The following is a 13,100-nucleotide window of genomic DNA, read 5'->3' as shown; positions in this document are numbered from 1 at the left end:
AAGAATCGCTCAGGGGAACCGACCCCAGCAGTTCCAAGTACCAGAAGGAATAATCCTAGCAATATTTTCAAAGTCCTTCCTCCTACAAGCTCTCTTTCTTTTCATAAAACCACCCAAAGTGTAACACAATCCCGTTGTATATTAGCGGACATTAATGGTTCTAGTTGTAGTCATCGGTAAGGTAATGTGAATACACAAAAAGCCACTATGGTAAAAGAGTGGCTCGAGGTTGTTGACAAACAAAAAAGTCACTCAGCGCTTATTTACTGAGCGGTTATGGAAGCTGTCAAGGATGAACGGGTTTAAAGGAATTGGCGATGTTAAGCAAAACGCCTTTGTTTATTTTGGGATCCTTCTTGGAGGATGAATAGCTTAAACGATAACTGAACCCTTTTTGATACCATGTCAAATCGTAGGAGTAGTATTGATCATCGGGTATGTCCGTTTCTTCGTAGTCTGCTTTGATTCTATTTTTGAGGGTGGCATTGTTCAAAAACAACTTCGGATCCTCATCTTGATTGATATACAGGGTTAGGCGAGTGTCACCATGTTCATAAAACACGTCCATCTCGTAGTGGAATATGCCGGCTTTTACTTCGGCATATTGCTTTGTTGGTTTAAACGGCAGTTTTGTTGGCAGTTGCACAGGATACCCGTATTCCGTTACAGCTTGGGGAATGGGTTGGGGTGGATTGAGCCATTGAGGCAACATGAAACCGGTTAGGTATACCAGACTGATTAACACAAACCAGAGTCCCCTTCTGATCCATCGGTAATATATTGTCTGTTTATATCGCTGTTTCATCTCTTGATTTAATTTCACTTGATAACGATTTTCGAGATAGAGCATGATAAAAAATACGATGACGATGATGCCCACCATCCCCCAAGAGCCTATGGTCCTGATTATGTTAGGTTGAAAAGATAAGGAGAGCAGCAGAAACGTCAGTGGATAAGAGGTAAAGACGATCATCTCAGCCCTTAAAAATCGAGGGTAACTTTCTCCATAAATCTCATGCAATTCGCTACGGATGTGGTTAAGCCACTTGTTCATATGCGGTTGACTCCTTTATCTATCTCTGAGGTCGCTATTCATTTATTCGTGCTCCCGCTTGGAATTTAGGTCCGCTTACAGCCTTTTTTGTCGAAGCGTTCCCTGCTACAGACAAAAAAATCCGGGCCGTGCACTTCTCCTGTCACCACGGCACGGATCGGCATGAACAACTGTTTCCCTTTATACCCCGTCTCTTTTAGGCATTTGTTTCAGCATCGTCTCGATGTCGTCCGGCGTGAGCGTTTCCGCATCCCCCAACTGTTTCAGAAACACTTCGACCACTTTCCTTGCCGGTCCCTCCCAATGTCACCGCTTGATAAATGGTGATGGTGACATAATCACCAATTTCACATGTTTCCCCGATCACGACGCCCTTACCGTGATCGATAAACACTCCTTTACCAATTTTGGCCCCGGGATGGATATTGATACCTGTTAGAAACCGGTTGAACTGCGAGATAATTCTCGCCAACAAATACCATTTCCGCTTATAGAGAGCATGTGCGATCCGATGCATCCAAATCGCATGCAAACCCGAGTAGGTCAACACGACCTCCAGCGTGCTGCGTACCACCGGGTCCCTGTCAAACACGGCCTGGATATCTGCCCGGATGACTTCCCGTATCTCTTTCCAACGTTGAATCCAAGACATCTGTTCCACCCCACGTAAAAAATCTCGAAGTACTCCTTCGTAGGTTTCAATGGCTTTTTGTGTTTATCCGATTTTTCTTTAGAACCAATGAAATACGTTAGGGGAGCTAATGAAATATACCAGAAAGATCGTAAAGGTAATGGCAACAAGGTAGAAAACTAGTCTTTTGACAGGGGGGATATTTATTTTTTGAGTTTTTTGTAAGTAAATTACCTAAACCGAAAAAAACAAACAAAACCACAAACCAAAACAAACTATGGCTTTTAGTCAAATGAAGAGATCGATGCAGAACATATTCATTCAAAGCCCATGCGAGGATGACAGCAAATAAAAACCTAATAATATAACCCCATATCTTTTTGTTACTAGTCATCAATAACACACCCTACCTACAGTAGTTGCCGGGGTTTTAACGTAGAAAATATAGGACTGCAATCAGGATGATTAATAGAATCCATGCGGTGATTGTGTTTTTTCTGGATTCAATCGCCCTTCTATGAAATTCAATCTCTATTTTACGCACTTCTTCAATGGATTCATCTATACGCTTCCAAAGCTTTTTCATATTAAACTCCCCTGGTGAGATAGGTGTACAAAAGCGAGTCACATTCCGAATGCAACATCGCATTTTCAAAAATCAGTGAGGAGGAGAAACAGGAACAGAGATTGAGTTCAATATTCCGATTACAATTGAAATCAAAAAAATGATGATCACAATCCATATCCATCGTTTCACTCGCTTGATTTCCACCCGTTGCTTCTCGATCCGATTCAGTCGTTCGATGACCTCATCAAACCGCTCGTCAATCTGGTCGAAACGCTCTTCCATCTTGTCCATTTTATTGAAAGCTTTGTCCAACGACTCTACAAGTGTCGTTTCTTCAATTTCCTTTGGGATTTTGTTTTCCACGCCCAATCCTCCTTATATCCCCAAAATATATATTCTTTCTACAATATAGCCCATTTTTTTCGTTTTGGAGGGACTTTTTGATGGGCATGAGTTTTTCTCACATATAGCAAGAAAAAATGTCCGCTAAATATTATTAGCGGACTAGTTGCACTCCGATTTTCGTATCCTTATGTACGATCCACTTCACAGAAAGGACATTCTTTGAAGTGGATCTAATCGGTGGCTTTAAGAACTTTCGCTTTCCAAAAAACTAATGCACTGAACAAAAAAAGGACGCATCCTGAAAAAAGAAGTATCCATGAGATGGGGATTCCTGTAGAGAGAAGCCCTGAAACCGCGCCGTATGAAATGGGTATTAAGCCCATTGAAACCATGGTACTCAGGCTCATGACCCGGCCAATTTTTTCTTTTTCCGTTTGTTCTTGAACCAGACTTATCACTGGAATATTAATTAAAGAGATACATGCCCCCAAAATCAACAATAAACCCATTCCTCACCAGGTTTCGTTTACTTGGCTTAACAATCCTAAAATGAATCCTTCAATCCCTATCACAAGAATGGCTATCATTCCACGTTTTTTTTGAGGATTTAAGGTTCCTATAGCCAAAGCTCCCAGTAACATTCCCCCCGCGAAAGAGCTCTGTAAATAGCTTAAATCTAAAGCACTTCCATGGATTTTCTCATCAACAATTAAAGGGATGCCCATCATCAGGGGACCAATAAACAAAAAGTTAACTACAATGAAAATCAACATAATGGTGGATAATAGTGTAGAACGCCTTACATATACAATTCCATCTTTCAATTCCTGCCAAAACGAAAAAGTCTTTTCCTTTTTACTCTGCTGCTCCTTTATTTTAGCGATAATCAGGCTCCCCAAAACCAGGAGTATAGCAATAGTAGTAAAAACACCTTTGTAAGATATAGTCGATAACAAGATACTTCCTAAGACAGGTCCAAGAATCACAGAGAGCTGTTTGGTGGTTTGCATAAATGAGTTAGCCCGTGTAAGTTGTTCCCGCTTCACAATTAAAGGAAGGATCGAGTCTCGAGCGGGCCAAAATAAGGCGTCCAAGGCACCAAACAACAATGCAAAGATAAGTAAGATCCAAAGATCCAACTGGTTGATGAAGACAAAAAAAGCCATACATCCGGTCAATAACCCACGTATTAGAAAAGAGACGAATATGATGTTAGAACGTTTTAATCGGTCAGCCAGGACTCCTCCAACAGCCATTAGGAGTACTCGAGGAATCGTAGTGGCCATCATCACAACTCCCAAAGACGCCTTCAAGTCTAGAGTTTTCACCACATACCATTGTTCGACCAAAATATAAATGGAAATGGACAAACCGGCAAAAATACTAGCGAGCCAAAGGAGTAAGAATTTTCCATTTATAAACAACGAAAAATTTGATCTATAAACAATTTTAATTTTAATGAACTTTTTTCTTCAACAACCCTGTTTCGCTCCATGATAGGACTCTCCTGATCTGTAGATGTTTAGCCCTATCTTAATCGAAGGCAGAATATAAAAAAAGACCTGAAATGAGGATTTTACATTAGTTTGAATACCCTTTGCCCATGGTAACAGCTCCGCTGGTATTACCCCAACCACCGACTTTAATGACCGCTAATTATCATAAGCGGACATTATTACCCGAAAAACCGGGTCTTGGTGTCCACTAAGTCTTCGGATGTCCTGAAAATATCATATCCGCTAAGGTATCGTGAACGGAAAGCAAAACTCTACCATTACGTAAAATTTAAACTAGTAGGAGAGGTGAAGGAGCGCCGTAGCGGGTACAGACCGTAGCTGAAATCGTGGCAGACTCCGGCGAGAGCACGACGAAGCCCTCTGAAATTTACGTCGCGGCATCTCGGTATAATAACCGACATTAATGAAAGACGTTCCGACATCCATTAAAGCACATGATGGCGATGATGATTCTTTTCTCCCGGTAAGGACCGATTCTTGCTCTGGGCATGTGTACAGGGAGGAATTGCATCAGTTGATCGAACGACACTGCTCGATAAGCAGCTTCTTCAATGACTTGATATGAAAAGAACTGCTGACTAATGATCGATTAAGTTCTTACAGCAGTTTTCACATCGCCAAAATAATAAGTTCACGCACATATAGGTTACGGTTAACCTCTCATATCATGCATAACCCCAGCGGAATCCGCTGGGGTTGTCAATAGCCTCAACTCTGCAATATTGGGTTGACGACACGTATGAAAAACGCTCGAAGAGAGCTGAAGCCTTTTGCTAATAGCCGCTACCGCGAATAGAAGGTGGTCCAGGGTTTGCTGCTCCCCTGAAACTTGCGAAGGAAGTCGGTGAATCTGTAGTGGGTATGTACACCCCCGAAGATGCCATTGACTTTGGTGGCATCAACCCTCGGGGGTTGGTCTAATACCGTCAAATCCGACACAGTCTCTTTTCCACCAACCGGTAATGAAGCATGAGCAATATCAACAGCACTACATTGGCTACCCACGAGTACCCGATGTTCCAGCCGTGATCATACTGGATGTGTCCTGTCGACAGCAGGTGAAATTCCACCACGATCAAGATGGAGGCACCGAGCACCACCCAGAAGGCTTGGTGCCAAAAGCGGCGGGGAAGTTTTTGCACAAAAATCCATGTGCCGATCGGATATAATCCCAGATTTAAGGTGATATTGGGCCACATTCCGGGTAACATCGGGTCGTGATATTTCCAAAAGCTTTGGTAAACGAAAGCCGTATCCAAGAAAAACGAACCGATCATCCCAGCCAGTACGGTGGGGTAACCTTTTTGCCATTGGGACCAATCGATCAGAATCAGCCCGATCATCCACCAAACCAGCCACCATTTCAGAAACACCATGATGCATCTCTCCGGGGGATCAGGTTATCTCACCCGTTTTCTTTTGCCCCATCTAGTCTTTAACCGCTCTAGCCATTTCAAGGACACCTGCCAACCGCTGATCCACCGGAACGCGAGCGGCAACATGATAAGGAACAGTGCCAAACTGAACCACCATTGTATACGAATACTCATTGTTAATCATCCTTGTTTTGGTTAGTGTGAGATTTGGGTGGCGGATGTATGCAAGATTGATTTAAATCATGAGTCACCCTCCTCATATCATCCAAAAGCTCAGCGGAGATTTGACTGGTTTTGCTCTCTTAGTTGATCGGTACAGCCGTATGATTGTGGCCGTTCATGTCTGTGTACGTCAGACGAATGGTGTTTTCCCGGAGATCAAAGATCAGCTTCTCATCGACGTAATCGGTGACACATTGGATTTGTCCGTTTGTCTTGGATATCGGGTGAATGGGATAACAATAGAGAGCTCCGTGCATTTTGGGGACAGTGAGAAACAATTGATCCCCATCGGCCGTAATCTTCAGGTTTTCGTCCAAATGATCCAATCGATAAGTGCCTACGATGGAGGCGATGTCCTCCTCAAACCAATCGATGGTTTGCACCGTATCAGGCACGCTAACAGACTCCCCCAACGCGATACGGAGCAAGGTTTTGCCGATCTGGGTTACCGGTGTGAGACTGAGATTGCTCAATACAATGACTGTCCATCCGTCATCCACCAATCGCAACATATTGCCGCAAAAACCGTTGATATCCCCAAAATGACTGATGCACTTACGGGGCTTTCCAGCAATCGTGAGCGGTTGAATCACCCAACCGTAGCCGTAGTTTTCCCGATAAGGGGTGAACATTTTTCGTAGGGTGGATGAGGAGACCAATTGCTCGGTTAACAAAGCCTGATCCCATCTGTACAAATCCTCGACAGTGGCATACATGCCAAAAGCGCCTTGTGGGATGGACATGTCGATATATTCGGCCCGGATTTTCTCTTTCCAAACCGAGTACCCGGTTGCCATTCCTTTGATGATCTTGCGGCCGTCGTCCACACCCGTGTCATTCATGTCCAGTGGGACTAAAATGTTGTTTCGAATAAAGTCTGTGTAAGATTCCCCGGACACCTCCTCGATGATCCTGGTAAGCAAAATGTAAGACGAGTTACTGTAACGGAATTGCTCCCCCGGCGTGAACTCTAAAGGAAGGTCGCGGAACAACCGAATGGTCTCATCCAGCGAGGACGGCAAACGCATGATCCTCGTCCAATATTCCGGAAAGCCGGCGAAATCCGGAATGCCGGATGTATGAGTTAGCAAATGATGAATGGTCATTCGGTTCCCGTTGGGGAAATCGGGCAGATACCGCCCAATGTTTTCTTCCGTTGAAAGAAGGCCCCGTTCTTCCAGTTGCAGAATGGCTATGGCTGTAAATCCTTTGGTCAGCGAACCGATGCGAAATTTGGTTTGTGGTGTGTTGATCACCCCATGTTCCTCACTGGCCATGCCGTAACCCCGACAGAGTAATCTTTCACCTTGATGGCCCACCAAAACGGCCCCTTGGAAATAACCACGTTGATCCAGCGCATTCATATATTCATGGAGACGGGATACGATGATTTGCAAAGTGGGTTCGCTCCTTTGTGATGGCATCGATTTCACAATGATCATAGCAGGAAATTAAGATCGATGTGGAATAAAGAGTGATTCGGTTGTCGAATAATTGATCAGGCCCGGCAATTGCCGGGCCTGCATGTGTTATGGCACTTCATCACTTAGTAAATATCTTCACTTCCTTCGGTCCCAAGGTGGCGGTAATGGCGCCGTTGTTGACGGTGGCAGTGTCGGTTCCCATCCGGTTATACAGCACTGTGCCGTTGGGGCAGGTTGGAGAGATTGGGAATGGTGCGTGTTTGGCTGTTCCAGGAGTTGTTGATCATCACCACAACCTCATCGCCGTTTTTGGACCGTTGGAAGGCGTAGAAGGTGTCGTCCACCCATTTCTCTTCCTGCCAACCGTCTTGCAGGGCGGGATGGGCGTTGCGGATGCCGTTCAATTTTGCGATGTATTGGTACAGCTCATGGTTGGGATTGAACACCATGTCCTCGCGGTTGTAGGGATCGTTGCCGCCGCTGAATCCCTGTTCCGTCCCCTGATAGACGATGGGAATGCCGCGGGAAGTGAAGATAAACCCGAGTGCCGCTTTCAACTGTGGCCACTTGTCCCAGCTGGCGCCTGGTCGGCCGGAGGCGTCGGACAGAAAGCGGGGAACATCGTGGTTGTCGATGAACAAGCCGTTGGTGAATTTGTTTTGATAACGCCAATCGTCTGCATAGCGGTCCCGGATCTGATACATCGACTGATCGTGCCCAAAGACGTTTTTGATCGTGTAATACAAGGGGAAATCCAGTACGGCGTCCAGATAATTGGTGTAATCTGCAACATAAGCGGGATCTCCGCTGTACACCTCACCAATGGAGAATGTGTTGGCGGCGGCGTCAAAATCGCGCCAGAACCACTTGGGAACGTGTTTCACCGTGTCGACGCGCAAACCGTCCACGCCTGTGGTCTGTACCAACCAGCTGATCCAGTTTTTCAACTCGGCTGCTGTGGCTGGATTCTCCTGGTTCAGATCGTCCAAACCCGCGACGTCCCCGTTTTCCACCCACCATTGATCATTCCAGTTTTGCACATCGCCATTGTGGTGATACCAATCGTATTTATCAAACGGCGGAGCCGCATAGCTGCCGGGTTGGAAATCGCCCGTGTGGTTGGCCACCACGTCCAACATGACGGAAATCCCCTTGCTGTGAGCGCTCTGCACTAACTCCTGCAGTTTAGCCAATGATCCCAGATGACCATCAATACTGTAAAAGTCGTAGGTCCAATAGCCGTGGTAAGCGTTTACGCTTTTCTGCATGGTAACCGGTGTGATCCAAATCGCGTTGAATCCCATTCCCTTGATGTAATCTAACTGATTGATGATCCCTTGGAAGTCACCGCCATGCCATTTGCGCGGGTCGGATCTGTCCGAGACGAATCCCCCGTAATTGTTATTGGTGGGATCACCGTCGGAAAACCGGTCCGTCATGATGAAGTAGATGCTTTTCTTTTGCCAGTCCGTGGGTGTCAATGCCTGGGCGGGAGGGATGGAACCTGTCCACTTGTGCAATCGTTTTCCCATCATAAAGACAACCGGCACCGAAATTCGGCACCGGTTGATCAATCAATGATAGGACTGTTCCGAAGCAGTTTTTTTACGGTTAGGGAAATACCACGGATAAGCGAGAGTATAGTCACTCCATCTAAATGCCAGCGATGCGCTGACGATGCCCAGGATGACGCCGGCCAGCAAATCCATGATCCAGTGGATACCCAGATACAAAATGGAAAATAGAATGACGGCGGCCGATACGATCGTCAATCGGGCGAACCGGCGATTTTTGGACTGATACGCGATCATGGCCATCATCACCGAGATGGACGTATGCAGACTGGGAAAGGAGTTGTCCAATCCGGAAAAATGACGGTATTGTTCCTCAAAGGCCGGATAGACGTCCGGAACCAGGAATCGTACGGCCGGATGCATGTGCCATGTCTCTTCCACCGGGATGAACAGGAAAAATGGGATCGCGAGAAAATAATTGAGTGAAATTGCATACAAAAACGCATACAACGAACGAAAGTCCTTTTCGCTGTGGTAGATGGCCAATGAAGCGACCATCATCGCCGCGAATACGATTACGTAGAAATAGGTGGTGACATACGTGAGCGGCCTGGAAGCCAATGTTTGTTGAATCAAGGGCGTCACATGGCCTTCGAAGGCATAAATGTACGGAGTGAAATCGATTTTTTGTTGAATGTGCGGTTCGATCAACAACTCCAGCTTATTGAGCAGCAATATACTGAGTGCCCCTGCAAACAGGATCAACAGGCGCCTCTGTCGAAAGAGATCGACGACAAAGCCGTGCAGCGCGGAGAAAGGATTGGAACGCAAACACCAGCCGATGATGAGGAAGATGGATGCAAACCAGGTTACGATGATGGTTTCGACTGATTGAAACACCGATTCCCCTCCTTTGTTGAAAAAAGGAAAGCTCCGGCATCGTTCAAACCGAAGCGATAGGCCTTTGTATTTATTCCCCGCGTGACCGCACTTGAAACCGGTTGTTCCTGATTTTGTCATCTGCTGGAGTTGACACCGACCATACCGCCCAATGCACTTAATCCGAACGCAGCTCCGGCGAACAAAAACGGTTGAAGACGCATGGCGGTATCAAAAGCGAGAAATGCGAGCATCCAAACGATCAGTGCATATAACAAACCGGCCATTCCCCCGTACAACCAACCTTTCCGCCTGCTTTTCCTTCCCGAAAGCCAGCCGCCGCCGATCAGGGCGATCCCATTGATGCCGTATGTGAACAACGGCAGGGAAGATTCTTGTACAGATGTCCAGCGCAACAAAAACGTGACCAATACAGATCCGGCGATCACCACGGCCCAGATCAAAAGCAACCCTGCCAACAGGGGGGAGCGCAGACGAAATTTGGATGAATGATCCACCATGGGCGTTTTCATGGCCATCCTCCCGATTGTTCGATTTTGTACATGGGTATGAACTTTTCCATTGTTTTATGATCGTGCGGTCATCATAAATCTCATGATACTGGACGAAACTAGAGGGTAAAGCGCTGTGGGCGAATATGGATCAGACACGCCCTGGAAGGCCCTATCAGGCCCCATGATAAAAGGATACAGAACCTCATCGAGATGTAAATCGGGAGAAAGGGGGCGCGGCTGTGGAAATGTGGTCACTGTTTCTTCGTTCCTTATTTGCCTATTTATTGGTGTTGTTGGTGATGCGGTTGATGGGCAAGCGGGAAATCGGCAAACTATCCGTTTTCGATTTGGCCGTGTTCATCATGATTGCCGACTTGGCCGTCATCTTCATTGAAGATACCCGTGTGCCGTTGGTGAAAGGCATTATTCCGATCATGACCATGTTGTTGGGACAACTGACGCTTTCTTATCTTTCATTGAAAAATAGCCGCCTGCGTCACTTGGTGGACGGCCAACCCTCCATCCTGATCAAAAACGGCAAGATCATGGAGGAGGAAATGGTTAAACAGCGATACAACTTGGACGATCTCATGACACAGTTGCGGGAGAAAGACATATCCAACATCGCCGACGTGGAATTTGCGATTCTGGAGACTTCGGGGAAATTGAGCGTGATCCCGCGCACATCGGTGGAAAAAAGAGTTGAAAGGGACGATCCCAACGAAATTGCGGGGTTTCGTCCGTTTATGCTGCCGGTGACGTTGATTGTAGATGGCAAGGTACAGGAAGAGGGATTGAACCGAATCGGACAAAACCGATTTTGGTTAAAAAACCAGATTCAACAATACGGGTACAAGGACTTTAAAGAGGTTTTCTTCGCCAGCATCGATCACCGAGGACGTCTCTATATTGATCCCAAACAAGATTAACGTGGCAAAAGTCGGTTCATCCATTTGCCGATCACCGGCAAGTGCCGGGCATCTTCTTTGCGAATGAGCGAAAACAGGATCAGGAGTGCACCATACATCCCGGCACTCACCCCGAATGTGGACAACATCCGCAGCCACAACGCACCGGTACTGTGGTTCAGCCACAGGAGCGACGTCGCTGCCATCCCGGCGACGCAGACGGTCAGCTTGATCCAGTCCCTCAGATGAACAGTGAACGGGATATGGCGCATGATACTTATGAGATGGAGCGCTGTAACGATGACGATCCCGCAATTGATGGCCAGTGCCACCCCGTCGATCCCGAGGGACGGACGGGAGGCGAACAGAAAAATCAACCCTGTTTTGATCAACGATCCGAAAATGGAATTGCGCATGGCCTCATTCGCTTTATCCAACCCTTGCAGAACTGCCGCCAACGGTCCCTGGAGGTACAGGAAGACAGCGAAGGGGGCCAGAATCTGCATCAAGCGGGCCACCTCCGTGTTGTGGTAAACCAAAAGTGTCAAAGGCTCGGCCAGTACGAACATCCACACTGCACACGGAGCGCCGACGATCATAGACAACCGAACCGCCTGGCGCAGGCGATGTTCGACCAAACGGCCCTGTCCCCGTGCCGCCGCTTCGGATACAGCTGGGACGAGTGAGACGGACAACGCATATGTGATGAACGCTGGAAAATAGACCAACGGAATGGCCATTCCCTCCAATTGCCCATATAATGCCGTCGCTGTTGTGGTGGCAATGCCGGCGATAGCCAGGCTCTGGGAAACGACGATCGGTTCCACCGCATAGGAAAGCGAACCGAACGTTCTGCTGGCGGTAACAGGTAAGGCCAACCGACTCAGCCGACTCAAGGTGCCGACGCGGTCCTTCCGTCCGATCCTCATGCGAAGCGGCGGTCTCCGGGGGTCATTGCGAAATGCGCGCAATAACACGAACAAACCCGCACCTTCTCCCACCACCATGCCGATCATGGCGCCTGCCGATGCGTATTCCACCCCATAGGGCAACAAAAATTGGGCCAACAGGAGAATCGTGATGATCCGAACGATCTGCTCGACGATTTGGGCGGCGGCATACGGATTCATCTGTTGGCGTCCCTGAAAATAGCCACGAAAAATGGAGGCGATCGCCACGATGGGGATGACGGGAGCGATACCGGTCAAAGCATAGACGGCTCTCTCGTCCGTCAAGAGATGAGAAGCGATCCACGGCGCAAACAAAACCGTCAGTCCCGTTAACACCATACTGGTTACGATGACGATGCTCAGCGATACCCTGAGGATGAAACGGATGCGTTCTTCATCGCCGGTGGCTTCAGCTTCCGAGACCAGCTTAGAGATAGCCACTGGCAATCCCGCAGTTGCGAGGACAATGACGAACAGCAGGATCGGGAACGCCATCTGAAACAAACCCATGCCTTCGTCACCGATGATACGGGACAATGCAATACGGTAGACAAATCCGAGGATTTTCGTAATAAACCCCGCACCGACCAAGATCAGGGTGCCGTGCAAAAATGACTGCTTGGTCACCTGTGGTCCCCGCTTTCTTTAGGATGTGTCTGATCGATGAAATCAGACACGCTTTTTTCCATACAAGCCTATGCCCTTGTCCAAACGGTTCATGACTAAAAATCGTCAGTTGATTTTCCGGCAGGATTTTGATAAAACGGGATCGAATCACCCAGTTGGATGGGCCTTCGATTGCACTTGTGGAAGGAGGTCTGCGTCAATATGCGGCAATCTTTGAAACCGGTGAGCCGGAAAGCCAAGTCCTCCGTTGAGCTGTTGAGCGAATCCGAGCTGATGCAGTGCATCGAGGATTTGTGCAACAGCAAAGCCGAAGAATTTCGGATGTACGGATACGAAAATGTGACTGGTGAACAGGTGTGGGCCTGCGTTTCCGAGAATTATCGGCGTGGGTGGCCACGCTTGAACCGCCTGGTGAACGACATTTTGTCCCTGAAAGCCACCCGTTTCATGAACTGGCTGATGATCAGCGTCTACAAAAACGATTCGGAAGAACCATTGAAGAGAAAAAGCTGATGGAGGGAAAACGGGGCCATCGGTATTGCACCGGTGGCCTTTCCCGCGTTGTCTGTG

At 47.5% G+C, this 13,100-nt stretch carries 12 protein-coding genes and 3 pseudogenes; 2 read left to right on the top strand and 13 right to left on the bottom strand.

What is annotated here, in order from left to right; genetic code table 11:
• Positions 1 to 286: 286 nt before the first annotated feature.
• From NWF35_RS15100 to NWF35_RS15045, 12 genes and pseudogenes are all read right to left on the bottom strand, one after another.
• Positions 287 to 1,054: a hypothetical protein gene (locus NWF35_RS15100; protein WP_301240218.1), complete on the bottom strand. Its 768-nt coding sequence runs from the start codon at positions 1,052 to 1,054 to the stop codon at positions 287 to 289.
• Positions 1,055 to 1,173: 119 nt separating this feature from the next.
• Positions 1,174 to 1,251: pseudogene (locus NWF35_RS15095) on the bottom strand (hypothetical protein); the annotation flags it as partial.
• 77 nt (positions 1,252 to 1,328) lie between these two features.
• Positions 1,329 to 1,706, bottom strand: a pseudogene (locus tag NWF35_RS15090) (serine O-acetyltransferase); the annotation flags it as partial.
• 637 nt (positions 1,707 to 2,343) lie between these two features.
• Positions 2,344 to 2,616, bottom strand: a complete 273-nt coding sequence (locus tag NWF35_RS15085; RefSeq protein ID WP_301240217.1) for a hypothetical protein — start codon at positions 2,614 to 2,616, stop codon at positions 2,344 to 2,346.
• A 212-nt stretch (positions 2,617 to 2,828) separates the two neighbouring features.
• Positions 2,829 to 3,098 carry an MFS transporter gene (locus NWF35_RS15080; RefSeq protein WP_301240215.1) on the bottom strand — a complete coding sequence of 90 codons (270 nt, stop codon included), beginning with the start codon at positions 3,096 to 3,098 and terminating at the stop codon, positions 2,829 to 2,831.
• Positions 3,099 to 3,110: 12 nt separating this feature from the next.
• On the bottom strand, positions 3,111 to 4,022 hold the full coding sequence (locus NWF35_RS15075; protein WP_301240214.1) for an MFS transporter: 912 nt from the start codon (positions 4,020 to 4,022) through the stop codon (positions 3,111 to 3,113).
• A gap of 1,019 nt (positions 4,023 to 5,041) precedes the next feature.
• A complete protein-coding gene (locus NWF35_RS15070) occupies positions 5,042 to 5,491 on the bottom strand; it encodes a CBO0543 family protein (RefSeq protein ID WP_301240212.1) in 450 nt (149 codons plus the stop codon).
• Positions 5,492 to 5,515: 24 nt separating this feature from the next.
• Entirely contained in the window at positions 5,516 to 5,665 is a 150-nt protein-coding gene (locus NWF35_RS15065) for a hypothetical protein (protein WP_301240210.1), read from the bottom strand.
• A 128-nt stretch (positions 5,666 to 5,793) separates the two neighbouring features.
• Complete coding sequence (locus tag NWF35_RS15060; protein ID WP_301240209.1) at positions 5,794 to 7,110, bottom strand: serine hydrolase domain-containing protein; 1,317 nt, start codon at positions 7,108 to 7,110, stop codon at positions 5,794 to 5,796.
• Between the two features lie 145 nt (positions 7,111 to 7,255).
• Positions 7,256 to 8,609, bottom strand: a pseudogene (locus NWF35_RS15055) (alpha-amylase family glycosyl hydrolase); the annotation flags it as partial.
• A 102-nt stretch (positions 8,610 to 8,711) separates the two neighbouring features.
• Complete coding sequence (locus tag NWF35_RS15050; protein ID WP_301240208.1) at positions 8,712 to 9,551, bottom strand: phosphatase PAP2 family protein; 840 nt, start codon at positions 9,549 to 9,551, stop codon at positions 8,712 to 8,714.
• A gap of 116 nt (positions 9,552 to 9,667) precedes the next feature.
• The gene (locus NWF35_RS15045; RefSeq protein WP_301240207.1) at positions 9,668 to 10,063 is read right to left on the bottom strand and encodes a TIGR04086 family membrane protein; all 396 of its coding nucleotides are present in this window, start codon (positions 10,061 to 10,063) and stop codon (positions 9,668 to 9,670) included.
• Between the two features lie 221 nt (positions 10,064 to 10,284).
• On the opposite strand from NWF35_RS15045, the gene NWF35_RS15040 reads away from it, so the two are divergent.
• The gene (locus NWF35_RS15040) at positions 10,285 to 10,974 is read left to right on the top strand and encodes a DUF421 domain-containing protein (RefSeq protein WP_301240206.1); all 690 of its coding nucleotides are present in this window, start codon (positions 10,285 to 10,287) and stop codon (positions 10,972 to 10,974) included.
• On the opposite strand, the gene spoVB is transcribed toward NWF35_RS15040, so the two are convergent.
• On the bottom strand, positions 10,971 to 12,530 hold the full coding sequence (gene spoVB, locus NWF35_RS15035) for a stage V sporulation protein B (protein ID WP_301240204.1): 1,560 nt from the start codon (positions 12,528 to 12,530) through the stop codon (positions 10,971 to 10,973). The two genes, NWF35_RS15040 and spoVB, sit on opposite strands and share 4 nt — an antisense overlap.
• Before the next feature lie 201 nt (positions 12,531 to 12,731).
• On the opposite strand from spoVB, the gene NWF35_RS15030 reads away from it, so the two are divergent.
• Positions 12,732 to 13,043, top strand: coding sequence for a post-transcriptional regulator (locus tag NWF35_RS15030; RefSeq protein ID WP_301240202.1), 312 nt, complete (start codon positions 12,732 to 12,734; stop codon positions 13,041 to 13,043).
• The last annotated feature ends 57 nt before the right edge of the window (positions 13,044 to 13,100 follow it).

The organism is Polycladomyces subterraneus, assembly GCF_030433435.1.
Lineage (GTDB): Bacteria > Bacillota > Bacilli > Thermoactinomycetales > JIR-001 > Polycladomyces > Polycladomyces subterraneus.
Note: the sequence above shows the minus strand (reverse complement) of the source record. Positions and strands in the feature narration are given on the sequence as shown.